Below are 18,084 nucleotides of genomic sequence, written 5' to 3' on the forward strand. Positions count from 1 at the left end.
AATAAACGGCGCTGTCAGTTCCGGCAGCGCGAATGCGGCGAACCCCGGTTGCAGGGGCAGGGCGAGCAGGATGCCGAGCAGCACCACCGCCGGTTTGCGGTACGCCTGACTTAACGCCACACCCACCAGCGCGCCGTTATAGCCATACAACCCCGCTAACGCATTGCTCATCGGCCAGCCTTGGTACAAGGCCATGGCCAGGCCCATGGCCGAACCCAGCAACGCCCATAGCGCTGCGCGGCGGCTGGCCAGCGATAGACCGAATAGCACGATGGCGCCGGCCAGTGGTTCGCTGAGAAAAATGACTTGCCCCACGCCTCTCAGTAGCGCGGCGACTATGCCGGCAAGGTCCAGGGTTGCAGTGAATGGCGCCACCACCTGAAGCGGTGGTGCAAGTGTGCTCGGCAACAGGCTTAACAGCAGCCAGCTCAAGCCGACAAAGGGCGCGGTGAAAGCGGGCAGCCATTGCCGTTGGCGGTTACCGCGCATCAAACGGTTGAGCACCAGGCTGGATGCGCCCGCGCTGGCGATGATCAGTAGCGGCAGCACGGCCGACCAGGCGAAGTGATTGCACAGCATCAGGCCCAGCAAGATGCCGTTGTAGCTGTAGAGACCAGCTTCGATATCCGCCTGGTCGTAGCCGCGCCGCCGTGCCGCCAACGCCCCGGCAAACCCTCCAAGCAATGCACCGCCGAGCAAGTGCGGTGCGCCGATGGCGATGGCCAGCAGGCATAGGGCGCCGAACAGCGGGTGCTGTTGCAGGAAGATTTGGCTGCAGCCGTTGAGTAGGGTTTTGCCGTATGAGCGTTGGGTCATGGTTGGTGGGTGTGGTTGAAATGGCGGTACCTGGGTCCCGAATCGTCGGACCGCCGCCTGCGCGGGGACGACGGTGTAGGCAGTTTTAACCCCGTCATTCCCGCGAAGGCGGGAATCCAGAGTCGCGGGTTTTACACAACAGTTCGCACTGCCCACATGTCGGCGTCCCCGCCTGCGTGGGGGGCGGCGGCTCGGCATTCACGTACGGCGATCTTGAATAAAAAAGGCGCGCAACGAGGGCACGTTGAGCGCCAAAACTGGCGTGAACCAGATGGGATTCGTTAAAGCAGGGTTTCAATCCGCAGGCTATTGGTGGTGCCCGATTGCCCAAACGGTACGCCGGCGGTAATCACCACGGTGTCGCCGCGTTTGGCCATGTTTTGCGCTTGGGCGATTTCCAGCGCGGTGCTGGTGATTTCTTCCACTTTGCTTAAGCGCGCATTCACCACCGAGTAGATGCCCCACGCCACGGTCAGGCGGCGGGCGGTCTGGATATTCGGGGTCAGGCTGAGAATCGGCGTTTTCGGCCGCTCACGGCTGGCGCGCAGGCTGGAGCTGCCCGATTCGGTGTAGTTGACCAACGCCGCCACCGGCAAAATGCCGGTGATACGGCGGATGGCGCAGCTAATGGCGTCCGAGGCGGTGGCTTCGGCTTGCGGGCGGCTAACGTCGAGTTGGGCCTGGAAGTCTGGACCGTTTTCCACTTGGCGGATGATCTTGCTCATCATGCTCACGGCTTCCAGCGGGTAGTCGCCGGAGGCAGTTTCCGCCGAGAGCATCACCGCATCGGCGCCTTCGGCTACCGCATTGGCGACGTCGGTTACTTCGGCGCGGGTCGGGGCGGGGGAGAAGCGCATGGACTCCAGCATCTGCGTGGCCACCACCACCGGCTTACCCAATTGCCGGCAAGTGCGGATGATGTCCTTCTGAATGCGCGGCACATTTTCGGCCGGCACTTCGACGCCGAGGTCGCCACGGGCCACCATAATCGCGTCGCAGAGTTTGGCGATTGCTTCCAAGTGCACCACGGCCGAGGGCTTCTCGATTTTCGCCATCAAGAAGGCTTTGCCCTGAATCAGTTCGCGCGCTTCGACGATATCTTCCGGACGCTGCACAAACGACAGCGCGACCCAATCCACGCCCAGTTGCAGGCCGAAGTCGAGGTCGATGCGGTCTTTACGGGTCAGTGGGCTGAGCTGCAAAACCGCCTCGGGCACGTTCACGCCTTTGCGGTCGGACAGCTCGCCACCGGCGCTGACCAGGGTGTCGACACCGGTGTTTTGTTTGCGCGTCACTTCCAGGCGCAGACGGCCGTCGTCGAGCAGCAGGCTCATGCCCGGTTGCAGGGCGTCGATGATTTCCGGGTGGGGCAGGTTGACCCGGCGCTCATCGCCTGGAGTAGCGTCCAGATCCAGGCGGAAGGCCTGACCGCGAACCAGGTTGACCTTGCCCTCAGCAAACTTGCCGACACGCAGTTTCGGCCCTTGCAGGTCCATCAAAATGCCAATGGGCGTGTTCAGTTGCCGTTCCACTTCGCGCACCCACTGGTAACGCATGGCGTGGTCAGCGTGCTCGCCGTGGCTGAAGTTAAGGCGGAACAGGTTGACCCCGGCCTCGACCAAATGGCGCACGTCATCCACGCCTTGCACCGCAGGGCCAAGGGTGGCGAGGATTTTTACTTTTTTGTCGGCTTTGGACTTTTTTTCGTTGGGCGTAGGCAGGCTCATTGGGCAGGCTTCTCAAGGATCAGAATGGCGCGAAAATCGTTGACGTTGGTCCGCGTCGGGCCGGTGACGATCAAATCGCCCAGGGCCGCGAAGTAGCCATAGCCATTGTTGTTATCCAGTTCATCGCTGGCGCTTATGCCTTGGTCGGCGGCGCGGCTGTAGCTGCTGGGCGTCATCAGTGCGCCGGCGTTGTCTTCTGAACCATCGATGCCGTCGGTGTCGCCGGCTAAGGCGTATACGCCGTGCAGGCCTTTAAGGCTCTCGGTCAGGCTTAAGAGGAATTCGGCATTGCGCCCACCACGGCCGTTGCCGCGCACGGTGACGGTGGTTTCGCCGCCCGAAAGAATTACGCAGGGCGGTTTGAGCGGCTGGCCATGCAGCTGAATTTGCTTGGCGATGCCGGCGTGCACCTTGGCGACTTCGCGGGACTCGCCTTCCAGATCGCCCAGGATCAGCGTCGGCAAACCGGCGGCCTGGGCTTTGGCCGCAGCGGCATCTAGCGATTGCTGCGGTGTGGCGATCAGTTGGAAATGGCTGCGGGCCAGGCACGGGTCGCCGGGTTTTACCGTTTCCGATTGCGGACTATTGAGCCAGGCACGCACGTTGGCGGGAATGTCGATGCCATAGCGGGCCAGAATCGCCAGCGCTTGCTGGGACGTAGTGGGGTCGGCAACCGTAGGCCCGGAGGCGATTACCGTGGCTTCATCGCCCGGCACATCGGAGATGGCATAGGTGTATACGCTGGCCGGCCAACTGGCTTTGGCCAAGCGCCCGCCCTTGATCGCCGAGAGGTGCTTGCGCACGCAGTTCATCTCGCCAATGGTGGCGCCGGATTTGAGCAGGGCTTTGTTGATGGCTTGTTTGTCTTGCAGGCTGATGCCCGCAGCGGGCAAGGCCAGCAACGACGAGCCACCGCCGGAGAGCAGAAAGATCACCCGATCGCTTTCCTGCAGATTGCTCACCAACTCCAACACCCGCCGGGCTACACGCTCGCCGGCGTCATCCGGCACGGGGTGAGCGGCTTCAACCACTTCGATTTTTTCGCAGTTGGCGCCGTGCTCGTAACGGGTTACCACCAGGCCGGATACCTCGCCCTGCCATTCACGCTCGACCACTTCGGCCATGGCCGCAGCGGCCTTGCCGGCGCCGATGACAATCACTCGGCCGCTGCGGTCGGCGGGCAGGTGGTCGGCCAATACCTGGCGCGGGTGGGCGGCGTCGATGGCGGTGGCGAACAAGTCGCGCAATAGAGTTTTCGGGTCAGGGGTCATGGCTACTCCGAGATCTTTTCTTGTTATGGCTGCGATCGATTGCAGTCCACAGCCGTCGTGCGCAACGGCTGTGGACTGAAATCGACCTACCCGGCTCGCAGGCCGTGACACCGCTTACCGGGAGGTCGAAAAGGGTTACCGCGAACCCGAGGGTTCACGGTCGTAGGTCAGTCCTTACGAATTGAGAAATTGGCCATATGTTCCAGGCCTTTGATCAAGGCCGAGTGGTCCCAGTTGCTGCCACCGATGGCCGCGCAGGTGCTGAACACTTGCTGGGCGTTGGCGGTGTTGGGCAGGTTCAGGCCCAGCTCTTTGGCGCCGGCCAGGGCCAGGTTCAAGTCCTTCTGGTGCAGGCTGATGCGGAAACCCGGGTCAAAGGTGCCTTTGATCATGCGCTCGCCGTGTACTTCCAGAATCTTCGAGCCGGCAAAACCACCCATCAGTGCTTCGCGCACTTTGGCCGGGTCGGCACCGTTTTTCGCAGCGAACAGCAGGGCTTCCGCCACGGCCTGAATATTCAGAGCAACGATGATTTGGTTAGCCACTTTGGCGGTTTGACCATCGCCATTGCCGCCGACGCGGGTGATGTTTTTGCCCATGGCTTGAAACAGCGGCAGCGCGCGTTCAAAGGCATTTGGGCAGCCGCCAACCATGATCGACAGGGTGGCCGCCTTGGCGCCCACTTCACCGCCAGACACCGGCGCGTCGAGGTAAGCGGCACCGGTGGCTTTGATTTTTTCCGCGAAGGTTTTGGTCGCGGTAGGGGAGATCGAGCTCATGTCGATCACTACCTTGCCGGCGCCAACGCCTTCCAGCACGCCGTCCTTGCGGAACAACACGTCTTCTACCTGTGGGGTATCCGGCACCATGACGATGATGAACTCGGACTCCTGCGCCACTTCTTTCGGGTTGGCCAGGCCAACGCCTTGGTCGCCCAAGAGGTCAGCCGGGGCTTTGTCGAAGTGCTCAGAGAAGAACAGGGTGTGACCTGCTTTTTGCAGGTTTTGCGCCATGGGTTTGCCCATGATGCCGGTGCCGATAAAGCCGATCTTAGCCATGGGAATGCTCCTTAAATGGCGTTATGTGTTTTAAGCCAGCCAAGGCCGGCAGCGGTGGTAGTGGCCGGCTTGTATTCACAGCCGACCCAGCCCTGGTAACCAATGCGGTCCAGGTGCGCGAACAGAAAGCGGTAGTTGATCTCGCCGGTGCCGGGCTCGTTGCGGCCGGGGTTGTCGGCCAACTGCACGTGGTTGATCACCGCCAGGTTGCCTTCCAGGCTGCGGGCCAGATCACCTTCCATGATTTGCATGTGGTAGATGTCGTACTGCAGGAACAGGTTGGCGCTGCCGACCTTGTCGCGAATAGCCAGGGCCTGTTTGCTGGTGTTCAGGTAGAAGCCTGGAATGTCACGGGTGTTGATCATTTCCATGACCAGCTTGATGCCTGCGGCCTGGAGTTTTTCGGCGGCGTATTTCAGGTTGTCGACAAAGGTTTTTTCCACCGTGGCGCAGTCCGGCCCTTGTGGGCGGATGCCGGCCAGGCAGTTGATCTGAGAGTTGCCCAGCACCTTGGCATAGGCGATGGCCTTGTCGACGCCCGCGCGGAATTCCTCCACGCGGTCCGGGTGGCAGGCGATACCGCGCTCACCCTTGGCCCAGTCGCCAGCGGGCAGGTTGAACAGCACCTGCTCCAGCTTATGGGTGCTTAGGCGGGCTTTGATTTCTTCGGCTGGATAGTCGTACGGAAAAAGGTATTCAACGCCGCTAAAACCGGCTTGGGCGGCAGCGTCGAAACGGTCCAGGAAGTCCACTTCGGTGAACAGCATGGAGAGATTGGCGGCAAAGCGTGGCATGGGTTCGCTCCTTTTGATTGTCTCCCCGCTCGCGGGAGAGGGAACTGGAATGCGGTAGTCGTCTCCCCTCTACCGCTTGCGGGAGAGGGGCGGGGGTGAGGGCGCTTTTAATCCAGCAACGAAATCGCCGTCGGCGCATCCGCGCCGGTCAACGCCAAGTCTTCAAACTCGTTAACCGCGTTGATCTCGGTACCCATGGAGATATTGGTCACGCGCTCCAGGATGATTTCCACCACCACCGGCACGCGGTGCTGTTTCATCAGTTCCTGAGCCTGGCGCAGGGCGGCCTGAATATCGTTGGGCGCAAACACCCGAATCGCTTTGCAACCCAAACCTTCAGCCACTGCCACATGGTCAACGCCATAGCCGTTGATTTCCGGGGCGTTGATGTTTTCAAAGGCCAGTTGCACGCAGTAGTCCATTTCAAAACCGCGCTGGGCTTGGCGAATCAGGCCCAGGTAGGAGTTGTTTACCACCACGTGGATGTAGGGCAGGTTGAACTGCGCGCCGACGGCCAATTCTTCAATCATGAACTGGAAGTCGTAGTCGCCAGACAGCGCCACCACGTTGCGGGTTGGGTCGGCTTTGACCACGCCCAATGCTGCTGGAATGGTCCAACCCAGCGGACCGGCCTGGCCGCAGTTGATCCAGTGACGCGGCTTGTACACGTGCAGGAACTGCGCGCCGGCAATCTGCGACAGGCCGATGGTGCTGACGTAGCAGGTGTCTTTGCCAAAGGCTTCGTTCATTTCTTCGTACACGCGCTGCGGTTTGACCGGCACGTTGTCGAAGTGGGTTTTGCGCTGCAGGGTACGTTTGCGCTGGTGGCAGGCGTCCAACCAGGTGGCGCGGCTTTTCAGCTTGCCGGCGGCTTTCCACTCTTTGGCCACGGCGATAAACATATCCAGCGCCGCGCCAGCGTCGGAGACGATGCCCAGGTCCGGGTTGAATACACGGCCGATTTGCGTCGGCTCGATATCAACGTGAATAAAACGGCGGCCTTCGGTGTACACATCCACCGAGCCGGTGTGGCGGTTAGCCCAGCGGTTGCCGATACCAAACACCAGGTCCGACTCCAGCAGGGTGGCGTTGCCGTAGCGGTGCGAGGTTTGTAGACCGACCATGCCAACCATCAGCGCGTGGTCATCGGGAATGCTGCCCCAGCCCATCAAAGTGGGCACAACCGGCACGCCCACCAGCTCGGCGAATTCCACCAGTTTGTCGCTGGCATCGGCGTTGATAATGCCGCCACCGGCTACCAGCAGCGGGCGCTCAGCGTCATTGAGCATGGCCAGTGCTTTTTCGGCCTGCACGCGGTTAGCCGCGGGGCGGCTCAGCTGCAGCGGCTCGTAGGCGTCGATATCAAATTCGATTTCGGCCATTTGCACATCAAATGGCAGGTCGATCAGCACCGGGCCGGGGCGGCCGCTGCGCATTTCGTAAAAGGCTTTCTGGAACGCATACGGCACTTGGCCGGGTTCCATAACGGTGGTCGCCCACTTGGTCACCGGCTTGACGATGCTGGTGATATCGACGGCCTGGAAATCCTCTTTATGCATACGGGCACGCGGCGCCTGGCCGGTGATGCAGAGGATGGGGATGGAGTCGGCACTGGCGCTGTACAGGCCGGTAACCATATCGGTGCCAGCCGGGCCGGAGGTGCCGATGCACACGCCGATATTGCCAGCCTTGGTACGGGTGTAACCCTCGGCCATGTGCGAGGCGCCTTCCACGTGGCGAGCCAGAACGTGGTCGATGCCGCCGACTTTTTTCAGCGAGGCGTACAGGGGGTTGATCGCAGCGCCGGGAATACCAAACGCGGTGTCGATGCCTTCGCGGCGCATCACGAGGACGGCTGCCTCGATTGCTCTCATTTTGGCCATTTGTTGTGCCTCTTTTGTTCTTAAATTGTATACAACTTGCTGTGGCTGATTCTATTCAGGCCATGACTTTGCGGTCAACAATTTTTCTTGGGCAAATGGCGGCGGGGCGAAAATGATTTAAAACGCCTGTTTTAGCGGGGCGGCCGGCGCCTTGTGAGTAGTGTTGAGGTTTTATGTATACAAAATACAACTGGATTGTATCTGTGACTTGCGTTTTTTGTTTTGGGTGCGATAGTTGAGATCGTCTTCTGATTGCCCCGGCAGTCGCCATTGCAGCGCCAGGGATGTGTCTATCCATTTCCAACTACAAAAAAAGGTAAGGCTTATGAGCGCTCTAACCCTGCAACTCGCCACCCGTATTACCGAACAAGCGCAATCGGCCGGCCGCGCCATTAGCGCTGCGCCGCTGACCATTGCCGTGCTGGATGCTGGCGGCCATTTGATTTCGCTGCTGCGTGAAGACGGCGCCAGCATGCTCCGCCCACAAATCGCCATCGGCAAAGCGTGGGGCGCGGTGGCCTTGGGTAAAGCGTCACGGTTGATTGCCAATGACGCACAGCAGCGGCCGAGCTTTATTGCGGCGGTGAACACCCTGGCCAACGGCAATGTGATTCCCGCGCCCGGTGGCGTGCTGATTCGCGACGCAGACAATCAGGTGATTGGCGCCGTGGGTATCAGTGGCGATACCTCGGATATTGATGAGCAGTGCGCGGTGAAAGGCGTGTTGGCGGCGGGGTTGCAGGCGGATATTGGGTAAGTCGCGGAACGGGGATTTATCCGCGATTTTGGATCCCGGCTTGCGCCGGGATGACGGTGTTTTTAGGCAAACCGCCGTCGTCCCCGCGCAGGCGGGGACCCAGAATTGTGCAGGGGGCGCATTACCCGGCGACTTTCACCGGCTTGATGCTTTCCTCACTCACCTCACAGCCACCAATCACCATACGAATAATGGTCTCGGCCGCCGCCTCATAGTCGGCGTCGTCGAGCTTGGCTTTGCCGGTGACAATGGAAATCTGCCAGTCAAAGTCGGCATAGGTTTGCGTCGCCGCCCAGATGCTAAAAAGCAAATGATGCGGATCGACCTTGGCCATCAGCCCCTGATCAATCCAGGTCTGGATGCAGCCGATATTGTGCTTGGCCTGCGCATTGAGCTGCGCGGTTTGCTCGGGGGAAAGGTGTGGGGCGCCATGCATGATTTCGCTGGCGAACACCTTGGAGGCATAGGCCAGGTCACGGGAAATACGGATTTTCGAGCGGATATAAGCGCGCAACACGTCGGCGGGTTGGCCGCCTTGGTTGAACGGCTGCGAGGCCTGCAGCAGCGGTTCGACGATGCTTTCCAGCACTTCGCGGTACAGGTTTTCTTTGGACTTGAAGTAGTAATACACGTTGGGCTTGGGTAAGCCTGCCTTGGCGGCGATGTCGCTGGTTTTGGTGGCGGCGAAGCCCTTGTCGGCGAACTCTTCACTGGCTGCGCGCAGAATCAGCTCTTTGTTGCGCTCGCGAATACTGGTCATCTAAAGACTCTTTTTTCTAGGCACCGCATCAATGGGCTTTTTACGTGGTCAGGCATGGTAGCACCGCGTTTGCGCCAGGCTCAACGTCAGACAAAACGCGGCGGTGATCTGAAATTCTTGTATACGCGATCAGTATTTATTGGGTACATTTCTGACCCTCTGGTCAATAAATCCATCGCCATCATTGTCCGGCTCCCTGAGCAGTTGGAGAACCGTCTTGTCTATGCCGCTTGCACCTGACGCCAGCTTGGTTGACCCCTTTGGGCGGCGTATCACTTACCTGCGTTTATCGGTGACCGACCGCTGCGATTTCCGCTGCACGTATTGCATGAGCGAAGACATGCAGTTCGCCCCGCGCGCCCACATTCTGAGCCTTGAAGAGCTGTACAACGTCGCCGATGCGTTTATCGGTTTGGGCGTTAAACGCATCCGTATTACCGGCGGCGAGCCGCTAGTGCGCAAGGGCGTGGTGGGCATGTTACAGCGCTTGGGCGCGCGCCCTGAGTTGGACGATTTGGCCATTACCAGCAACGGCTCACAGCTGCTGGACATGGCCGGCGAGCTGCACGCCGCTGGAGTTAAACGCCTGAACATCAGCCTCGATTCGTTGCAGCGCGAACGTTTTGCCGCATTTACCCGGCGCGACAAACTTGAGCAGGTTTTGGCTGGAATCGAGGCGGCACGGGCCGCGGGTTTTCAGCGCATCAAACTCAACTGTGTGGTGCAGCAAGGTCGTAACGACGACGAGGTGCACAACCTGGTGCAGTTCGCCGTAGAGCGTGGCCTGGATATCAGCTTTATCGAAGAAATGCCCTTGGGCAGCATCAGCAGTCACAGCCGCGAGCACACCTTCTGCTCCAGCGAGCAGGTGCGCGAACGGATCGAACAGCGTTTTGCCCTGGTGCGCAGCAGCCGTGTGACTGGCGGGCCATCGCGCTATTGGCAGGTGGTGGGCAGCGACACCCAAGTGGGGTTTATCTCGCCCCATAGCCACAACTTTTGCGGCGACTGCAACCGCGTGCGGGTGACGGCCGAAGGCAAGCTGGTGCTGTGCTTGGGCCATGAAGGCGCGCTGGATTTAAAAGGCTTGATGCGTGCCCACCCCGGCGATAGCCAACGCCTGCGCCACGCCTTGGTCGAGGCCCTGCACCTGAAACCCGAACGCCATCACTTCGGCCAGCAAGAACAGGTGCAGGTGCTGCGGTTTATGAGCGTGACCGGCGGTTAGTACGGCGATCTCCCCACTCCAATTCAAACAAAAATAACAAAGGACGCCCGTTGTGAAGCACAAGCTCGTTTGCACCATTGCCCTGGTGTTTCTCGCCAACACCGCCCACGCGCAAACCTATGTGGTCGGCGTGGAAAACCTGGCCTTTATGCCGCACTACAGCACCGATAAGCAGGGTAACTATTGCGGCTTTGCCCGCGAGGTATTGGACCTGTTTGCCGCCACCGCCGGCATTCAGTTCGACTACCGCCCGCTGTCTGGCGAGCGCTTGTTAGCGGCGCTGTTGCAGGGCGAGGTGGATTTTAAATACCCCGACAATCCCACCTGGGCGCAAGGACAGAAAGCCGGCAAAAATCTCAGCTATAGCCAAGCCGTAGTGAACTATGTGGACGGCGTGCTGGTGCCGCCGATGCGCCAAGGGCAAGGCGTGGACAAGCTTCAGCGCCTGGCCATCGTGAACGGCTGGACACCCTGGGCGTACCAAGCGCGGGTCGAGGCCAAACACACCCAGCTGATCGCCAGTGACGATTTGCCCGCCATGATCAAACTGGCATTGCGGAAAGACGCCGATGGCGCGTATTTCAACATTGTGGTCGCCAGCTATTACCTCGATAACATTCGCGCCCAGCCCGGCGCGCTGGTGTTCGACCCCAAGCTGCCGTTCACCCGTGGCACTTTTAACCTCTCCAGCAGCAGGCATCCGCAGCTGATTCAACGCTTTGATCAGTTCCTTATCGAGCAACACGAGCAGATCGCCAAGCTGAAGGACAAGTACCAAGTCGAAGCCAATCTCGACTCGGAATTTATGGGCATGGAACAGTGGAAAGTCGACGCCCTTAAGCGGCAAAAGGCCAAGCAAACCCACTGAGTTCTAACCTTAGACTCAAAGCCCTGACGAGCGGTTAGGGGCCGCGCGGCCTCTGCCGTTGCTGCGTGATATCAGCCGCTGCAACGGCGTACCTGCGAGCGCTTTTCCTGAACCTTTGGCAAACCCCTCCACTCCATTTTTCCGAGCGGTCGGCGAACACTAGCTGACTTAAATCTGGCGGCTTCTACCTGAGGCCCGAGACGCAAAAGAGGAATTTGAACATGGACAACAAAGACACCATCTCGCTGCTTAACAATCTGATCGAGACCAGCAAAGACGGTCAGAAAGGGTTTCATGAATGCGCGAATGACATCGAAAATCCCGAACTCAAAGGGCTGTTCACCCAGCGTTCGCAAGAGTGCGCAACCGCTGCCGGTGAACTGCAGCAACTGGTGCGCAGCCTCGGCGGCGACCCGGAAACCAGCTCCAGCGCCACTGGTGCCTTGCACCGCGGTTGGGTCAACCTGAAAAGCGTACTGACCGGCCATAGCGAAACCGCCATTCTTAACGAGTGCGAGCGTGGCGAAGACGTTGCGCTGAAGCATTACAAAGAAGCGCTGGAGAAAGACCTGCCCTCGAACGTGCGCAGCATCCTGGAAAAACAACGCCAGGGCGTGCAGCGCAACCACGATCAGGTGAAAGCGCTGCGCAATATGGCGCGCGCTAGCTGATCTAGCGTTATCGCGGTTGTTGTCACGGGGCGCTCATCCGTCGCCCCATGACGCAAAAGGGCGACCCGCCAAAAGCGGGTCGCCCTTTCTTTTTTGCGGCACGCATATACGTAGGGTGTGCTGCGCGCACCAAGCGGTTTGTGCGGCTACACGGTGATGCGCACAGCACACCCTACGACTGCGTAGACCCTCTTAGAAATGCACCTTCACCAACAAGCTCGCGGTGTTCTGGTCGGTGCCGTCGAGGATTACGTCGCCGAGAAAGCTGTCGTTGTCGATGCCGTATTTGTCTTTCCAGTAGTCGTATTCAATACCCACATACAGCTGCTTTTCACCCCAGTGCAGCGCTTTGCCCAAGTCGTATTTGATCTGTGGGTTGAAGTGCAGGTTGGCGTGGTAGGTGCCTTGGGCGTTTTTGTCGTTGTCGACCACCCAGTCCATAAAGCCGTCGATCAGAATGTCGGACTCGCCCACGGGAATGGTGTAGCTCCACACGGGGGTGATCTGCCAGACGTTGTCGCCTGGACGATTGCCTTCGGTATGGCGGTTGAGGAAGTTGATCTGGAAATAATCGAAGCCGGGAATGCTCAGGTCAAAGCCCGGGCCGATGAGGTACGACTCCACGTCGCCTTCGCCAAATTCATAGGTCATCGCCAGCAGCACGTCGCTGACCGGGCCAAAGGCAATCTTCTGCCCGCTGATTTTGCCCAGGGATAAACGCGGGCTGAATTCGCCGTAGTAGGTGTTGTTGCCGACGCCCGCATCGGCCTCGCCGTTGTAGAAAATCTTGTCGATAAACAAAAAGTTGTCACCGTACTTCCAGCCGTCGGCGTGCTCGAAGGTGACGGTTTGCTGGATTTCAGGGTTAACCTTGAAATCCTGGCCATACAGGTAGGTCAGGCTGTTGTTTTGCCATTGCAGCAGGTCACCTGCCAACGCCGTTTGGCCACCGGTAAACAGACCGGCAGACAGGGCGAGGCAGTGCGGCAAATGCTTGAGGTTCATGGGGCGTTCCTTATTGTTGTAGTGGTTTCACAGTTTTCCAGCCCAGGCACCGCCCTGCGCCCGCCACCGTAACGGTGCGGGCGGGGTAGGTAAGCGGGTTGAATAGGGGCGGTGGGGCTCAGCTCTGCAGGCTGACTTTGCCGTTGCGAGCCTGATCGTTGGCGATGTCTTCAACGCTAGGGTTTTGCATCACTTCAACGATTGAAGCTTCCGGATCGAATTCATCTTCTTCGATGGCATCCAGGTATTCCTCCGGCAAGAAGATATTCAGCAGGATGGCGGCAAAGGCGCCGACGGTAATCGGCGATTCAAAGATGTTATGCAGCGCGCTGGGCAGCTCGCGCAGCACTTCCGGCACTGCCGCCACGCCCAGGCCGAGGCCGAGGGAAATCGACACGATGAGCATATTGCGTCGGTGCAGGCCGGCCTCGGAAAGGATCTTGATCCCGGCCACGGCCACGGTGCCAAACATAATCAATGTGGCGCCACCGAGTACCGGTTTGGGCATCAGTTGCAGCACCGCGCCGACCATCGGGAACAGACCGAGCAACACCAGCAGCACGGCAATAAAGTACGCCACATAACGGCTGGCGACACCGGTCAGCTGGATCACGCCGTTGTTCTGCGCGAAGGTCACCATCGGCATGCTGCTGAATACCGCAGCCATGGCGGAGTTCAAGCCGTCGGCAAGCAGGCCGGATTTGATCCGGCGGATATACACCGGGCCACGCACTGGTTGTTGGGAAATCATCGAGTTGGCGGTGAGGTCACCTGCGGCTTCCAGCGGGGTGATGAGAAAGATCACCGCCACCGGAATAAACGCATAAAAGTCGAAGGAAAAACCGTACTTGAAGGGCAACGGAATGCTCACCGCTGGTACGTCTGGCATGGTGGCGAAATCCACCTTGCCCAGGGCCCACGCCACCATAAAGCCGATGCCCAGACCGATGATAATGGCCGACAAGCGCAGAATCGGAATATCAAAACGGTTCAGCACCACGATGATCGCCAGCACCAAAAACGCCAAGCCCAGGTTACTCAGGGCACCGAGATCAGCGGCGCCAAAGCCGCCAGCCATATCGGTAACCGCCACCTTAATCAGCGACAGGCCCATCAAGGTAATGATGGTGCCAGTCACCACTGGCGTAATCAGCTTGCGCAGCTTGCCAATAAATTGGCTGAGGGCTACTTCGATGAAGGCGGCGAAAAAGCACACACCAAAGATGGTTGAGAGAATTTCATCGGTGCCGCCGCCGCGACTTTTGACCATAAACCCGGCGCTGAGAATCACGCTGATAAAGGCAAAACTGGTGCCTTGCAGGCAGAGCAAACCGGAACCCACCGGGCCGAAGCGCCGTGCCTGAATAAAGGTGCCGAGGCCGGAAACGAACAGCGCCATGCTGATCAGATAAGGCACTTCGCTCTGCAGGCCGAGGGCGCCGCCGATGATCAGGGTGGGGGTGATGATGCCAACAAAGCTGGCGAGTACGTGTTGGAGGGCGGCGAACAATGCGGCGCTGAAATGCGGGCGATCGTTGAGGCCGTAAATGAGGTCCGAGCGGGTGCTACTGGGGGAGCTTGCGGGGGTCGTCATGATTTAGCCTGCCAATTGTTTTTGTTCGGTCATGGGCTTACGAGGGTCACGGCCCTCAGTCTGTCAGGCGGGAAATCTGTCTACCTGGTCAGAATGTGCCGATCATAATCACTTGTGGACAGGATGTGGAACAGTTTTATTTGGGATTGTGTACAAAAAAGATAGGCGGATGCCTGGGGGTGGGGCGTAGGTTGGGTTAAGCGCAGCGAAGCCCAACACGGGCTGGACCGATACGCGCCGACCTGCGGTCGGCCTGTTGGGCTTCGCCTTTGGCTCAACCCAACCTACGGCTATTTCACAGGATATTGACCTGAAAGGTGGCCAACGGCGTTCGGCCGCGACGTTGCGGTACCTGGGTCCCCGCCTACGCGGGGACGACGGAGGTTGTTAAGGATATCCCCGTCATCCCCGCGCAGGCGGGGATCCAGGTGCGAAGGTGTTCACCAGGAGATGGTCTAGGCCGCTTGCCGGCCGGCGAGAAGCCGCAAAATGGCGTTGAGCAATACGCCATACAACGGCACAAACAGCAGCAAGCTGATGGTCAGCTTTACGCCATAGTCGACGCTGGCGATTTCCACCCAATGCTCGGCCATAAACGGGTTGCTGCTGTGCCAGAAGGCCACGGCGAAAAACACAAAGGTGTCGAGCAGGTTGCCAAAAATGGTCGAGACGGTTGGCGCAATCCACCACTGGCGCAGGCGGCGCAAACGGTCAAACACCTGAATATCGAGAATCTGCCCAAAGGCATAAGCGAGAAAACTGGCCAGGGAAATGCGCAGAACAAATTCGTTGAATTCCAGCAGAGCACCAACGCCACGGAAGCTGGCTTCCTGAAACAGCACCGAGACGATGTACGACACCACCAGTGCCGGCACCATTACCTGGGCGATCACAAGCCGCGCCGGGCCTTTGCCGAGCAGGCGTACGGTGAGGTCGGTGGCCAGAAAAATAAACGGAAAGCTGAACGCCCCCCAGGTGGTGTGCCAACCGAACAGGGTGATCGGCAACTGCACCAAGTAGTTACTGGCGATGATGATCAGAATGTGGAACAGCACCAAGGTCGCTAGCGCGACGCGGCGACGTTCGGGGGCAATCAGCGACATGGCAGGGCCTTTTTGACGGATGGGGTTAGGGAACCCATGGAAGCGGCGCGCATAGTACCCGAACGATCCGCAGGATGCGCTGTTAGCGGATGTCTTTGTGGTCTACCTCCACGGTGTGCCCTGGTCCCAATTCCATCAGCACATAGAACTCGCCCTCGGGCTTGCTGAAGGTGAAGCTGGAGTCGGCGCCAAGCTTGCCGGCCACTAAGGTTTTTTCATCGTAGCCGATCACATCCAGCGTCGCGCCGGGCAGGGCGGTGCCATCGGAGAGTCCGCCGTTGCAGCGCACTTGGCCATCGCCCAGCGCCTGGCATTGGCAGTACAAGCCATGGGCCGGGGTGGGCGCGCTGGTGCCTAGTAGCAGGGCGCCGAGGAGCAGCAAAGGCATACGGGTCATGGGCGAGCTCCTGGCTGGCGTTGCAACCAACTGACGAGGGAAGGGGAGGCATTGGCTAAGGGGATGGCGGTTTGCTGCACGCTGCCATCCCAGCCTTCGACGGTTAGCCACAGCTCACTGTTGGCCGTGGTATCAGGCGGTACCGTCACCTCGGCAAACAGCCGATACGGGCTACCCGACAGCAATGCCCCGGCGGTACGCAAACTGCGCGGTTTGCCAATGCGCAGGTAGGCGGCCTTCACCTGTGGCAGGCAGCTTTCGCACAGGGCCACGGTGAACTCCTTCATATGGCCGGCCTTGCCTTCGGCCTCTGGCTCGCCGACATGCCATTCGGCTACCCGAGCGGTCCAGGGGCCGACGTTGAATTCGCCGACCTCGCGCTCGCCCAAACCGAGGGTGCCGCGGGTCATCGCCGCGTTCTGCAAATAGGCCGGCATAAAGCCGAGAGGAATCAGCACCAGCACGATATTCAGGTGAAAGCGGTACTTGTGCCACAGGCGCCGGGCGCTGCTTGGGGGTTTGGCGATAGCGTTGTTCATGGCTGACCCTCCGCTTGGCTATTCGTCACGGGGCTGGCGGTGAGCGTCGGCCGTTTACGCTCGGCTCGTTTGGCCAGATTGGCGGTGGCCTGCACCGTGCGTTTACTCCAAATCAACAAGCCGCTCAGTACCATCATGCTCAGCAGCAGGCCGAAGAAGAACCAGATCAGCTTGACCCACAGACCACCAAAGTCGCCGGTATGCAGCGGCCGCATTGACTCGGTGACAAACTCCAGGGCGCTACGGTCCTCGAGCAAATTGGCCCCCGCCACAGCGCCGGTGTACGGGTTGATATCGGCGGTCTGGAACATCAGCGGGTACCAGCCGCGGCCGCCAACGCTGTAGTGGCCGAAAGCGTCTTCGGGCAGCGAGATAAAGCTGATATCCAGCCCGGCGATCTGCTCCGTGGCGATAGCGGTAATGCGGTCCAACTCCAGTTGAGGCGGCGCCAGGCCGTCAGAGGTAATCGCTACTTCGTGGCGAGCGACAAAGGCCGGTGGGCCTTCGCTGGATATCGAAATATGTAAGTCCGACAGCAGTGCTTCGATCAGAAACCAAGTGCCGGTGATGGAAATCACCGCAATAAACCAGATCGACCAAATGCCGCTCAGGCGATGAAAGTCGCCCCAGAAAATTCGCGCACCCTGATTAACCCGTAGGCGGGGAGTGAAAAAGCCTTTCCAGAAGCGCTTGTACACCACCAGCCCAGTAATCAACGACGCCAGCAACGGCAGGCCGAGAATCGACACCAGGTACCAGCCCCAGCTATAGCCATTGGTGAAGGGCACCAGCCACCAGCCGTGTAACGCACGGGTAAACCCTTGGAAGTCGAAGGTAGGGCTGACGCCCTGAATCGCCCCGCTATAGGGGTTTATATACAGCCGGTAGCTGCCTCCACCCGGTTCGCTAACCTTCGCGCTCAGGGCAAAATGCGACTCGTCCGGGGTGGAAATCCATTCCACCGCCAACTCCGGGCGTTCCTCTCGGATGGCCGCCAGCACCTGGCCGTAGCTCAGCGGTTGAGCATCATCGCTGGGTTTGCTTGCACGGATATCCGGGTTGGCCAGCCAGACAATCTCCTGGCTCACCACCGCCAGCGTGCCGGTTACGCACACGATCAGTAGAAAAAACCAGATGGGCAAAGCCAGCCAGCTATGGACCAGAAACCAGGTTTTGCTGCGGTTTTTTTTGGCTAGGGGTTTTGACATAAAAACAACGCTTACAGGGGGAGAATAAACCGGCGCCTTAATAGCGCAGCGAGAAAAGGCCGGCTGAAACTTTCGCAGTTTCAACCGTCTCTACCTACAAGACGGATAGCTGTGGCAAAACCCGCACCGGCACATGCAAGGAAATGTTACGAGCGGCGGTTTGCCTGAGCGGCGCAGAAAAAATCAGCCAATGTGCAAATTTTTTTGCGGTTTTTTCCTTGCTCATCCGTCTTGTTAATAAGGCGCCACTTTTTTCTTATGAGCGCCGTTCCAAAACAGGAGTTGTGTATGAACGTATTGACTCGCCGGAGCGTGGGCAAGGTAGCCCTGAACCCGGATTTGTTGCAGCGCGACAACCAGAAATTCAAACGCATCCTCAGCGAAGCGGGGCTTAAGTGCAGCCAG

Annotated in this window: 17 protein-coding genes; 4 read left to right on the forward strand and 13 right to left on the reverse strand. The window is 59.3% G+C overall.

Annotated elements, in window-relative coordinates; all coding sequences use genetic code 11:
• The 6 genes from AAAB16_RS00325 to gcl form a co-directional block, all read right to left on the reverse strand.
• Positions 1-816 (reverse strand): urea transporter (locus AAAB16_RS00325; protein ID WP_340661532.1); only part of this gene is annotated, 816 nt, incomplete at its 3' end.
• Between the two features lie 281 nt (positions 817-1,097).
• On the reverse strand, positions 1,098-2,543 hold the full coding sequence (pyk, locus tag AAAB16_RS00330) for a pyruvate kinase (RefSeq protein ID WP_340661533.1): 1,446 nt from the start codon (positions 2,541-2,543) through the stop codon (positions 1,098-1,100).
• Positions 2,540-3,814, reverse strand: a complete 1,275-nt coding sequence (locus tag AAAB16_RS00335; protein ID WP_340661534.1) for a glycerate kinase — start codon at positions 3,812-3,814, stop codon at positions 2,540-2,542. The genes pyk and AAAB16_RS00335 overlap by 4 nt, the downstream gene beginning before the upstream one ends.
• A 167-nt stretch (positions 3,815-3,981) precedes the next feature.
• Complete coding sequence (locus AAAB16_RS00340) at positions 3,982-4,872, reverse strand: 2-hydroxy-3-oxopropionate reductase (RefSeq protein WP_110614931.1); 891 nt, start codon at positions 4,870-4,872, stop codon at positions 3,982-3,984.
• A gap of 11 nt (positions 4,873-4,883) precedes the next feature.
• Positions 4,884-5,666 carry a hydroxypyruvate isomerase gene (gene hyi / locus AAAB16_RS00345; protein ID WP_340661535.1) on the reverse strand — a complete coding sequence of 261 codons (783 nt, stop codon included), beginning with the start codon at positions 5,664-5,666 and terminating at the stop codon, positions 4,884-4,886.
• Between the two features lie 107 nt (positions 5,667-5,773).
• Complete coding sequence (gene gcl, locus AAAB16_RS00350; RefSeq protein ID WP_340661536.1) at positions 5,774-7,549, reverse strand: glyoxylate carboligase; 1,776 nt, start codon at positions 7,547-7,549, stop codon at positions 5,774-5,776.
• A 325-nt stretch (positions 7,550-7,874) separates the two neighbouring features.
• Here gcl and AAAB16_RS00355 point away from each other — a divergent pair, with 325 nt between their 5' ends.
• Entirely contained in the window at positions 7,875-8,306 is a 432-nt protein-coding gene (locus AAAB16_RS00355; RefSeq protein WP_340661537.1) for a heme-binding protein, read from the forward strand.
• 121 nt (positions 8,307-8,427) lie between these two features.
• Here AAAB16_RS00355 and AAAB16_RS00360 read toward each other — a convergent pair whose 3' ends face one another.
• The gene (locus tag AAAB16_RS00360) at positions 8,428-9,066 is read right to left on the reverse strand and encodes a TetR/AcrR family transcriptional regulator (RefSeq protein ID WP_340661538.1); all 639 of its coding nucleotides are present in this window, start codon (positions 9,064-9,066) and stop codon (positions 8,428-8,430) included.
• Between the two features lie 223 nt (positions 9,067-9,289).
• On the opposite strand from AAAB16_RS00360, the gene moaA reads away from it, so the two are divergent.
• From moaA to AAAB16_RS00375, 3 genes are all read left to right on the forward strand, one after another.
• A complete protein-coding gene (gene moaA, locus AAAB16_RS00365; RefSeq protein ID WP_340661547.1) occupies positions 9,290-10,294 on the forward strand; it encodes a GTP 3',8-cyclase MoaA in 1,005 nt (334 codons plus the stop codon).
• Between the two features lie 52 nt (positions 10,295-10,346).
• On the forward strand, positions 10,347-11,162 hold the full coding sequence (locus AAAB16_RS00370; protein ID WP_340661539.1) for a transporter substrate-binding domain-containing protein: 816 nt from the start codon (positions 10,347-10,349) through the stop codon (positions 11,160-11,162).
• Between the two features lie 221 nt (positions 11,163-11,383).
• Positions 11,384-11,833, forward strand: a complete 450-nt coding sequence (locus AAAB16_RS00375) for a PA2169 family four-helix-bundle protein (protein ID WP_340661540.1) — start codon at positions 11,384-11,386, stop codon at positions 11,831-11,833.
• A gap of 192 nt (positions 11,834-12,025) precedes the next feature.
• Here AAAB16_RS00375 and AAAB16_RS00380 read toward each other — a convergent pair whose 3' ends face one another.
• From AAAB16_RS00380 to AAAB16_RS00405, 6 genes are all read right to left on the reverse strand, one after another.
• Entirely contained in the window at positions 12,026-12,838 is an 813-nt protein-coding gene (locus tag AAAB16_RS00380) for an outer membrane protein OmpK (protein ID WP_340661541.1), read from the reverse strand.
• Positions 12,839-12,956: 118 nt separating this feature from the next.
• Complete coding sequence (locus AAAB16_RS00385) at positions 12,957-14,432, reverse strand: nucleobase:cation symporter-2 family protein (RefSeq protein ID WP_340661542.1); 1,476 nt, start codon at positions 14,430-14,432, stop codon at positions 12,957-12,959.
• Positions 14,433-14,887: 455 nt separating this feature from the next.
• The gene (locus AAAB16_RS00390) at positions 14,888-15,535 is read right to left on the reverse strand and encodes a 7-cyano-7-deazaguanine/7-aminomethyl-7-deazaguanine transporter (RefSeq protein WP_340661543.1); all 648 of its coding nucleotides are present in this window, start codon (positions 15,533-15,535) and stop codon (positions 14,888-14,890) included.
• Positions 15,536-15,617: 82 nt separating this feature from the next.
• Entirely contained in the window at positions 15,618-15,932 is a 315-nt protein-coding gene (locus AAAB16_RS00395; protein ID WP_340661544.1) for a hypothetical protein, read from the reverse strand.
• Positions 15,929-16,471, reverse strand: a complete 543-nt coding sequence (locus tag AAAB16_RS00400) for a thiamine pyrophosphate-binding protein (protein WP_340661545.1) — start codon at positions 16,469-16,471, stop codon at positions 15,929-15,931. The genes AAAB16_RS00395 and AAAB16_RS00400 overlap by 4 nt, the downstream gene beginning before the upstream one ends.
• Positions 16,468-17,679, reverse strand: coding sequence for a PepSY domain-containing protein (locus tag AAAB16_RS00405; RefSeq protein WP_340661546.1), 1,212 nt, complete (start codon positions 17,677-17,679; stop codon positions 16,468-16,470). The genes AAAB16_RS00400 and AAAB16_RS00405 overlap by 4 nt, the downstream gene beginning before the upstream one ends.
• Between the last annotated feature and the right edge of the window lie 405 nt (positions 17,680-18,084).

The organism is Pseudomonas sp., assembly GCF_037994325.1.
Classification (GTDB): domain Bacteria; phylum Pseudomonadota; class Gammaproteobacteria; order Pseudomonadales; family Pseudomonadaceae; genus Aquipseudomonas.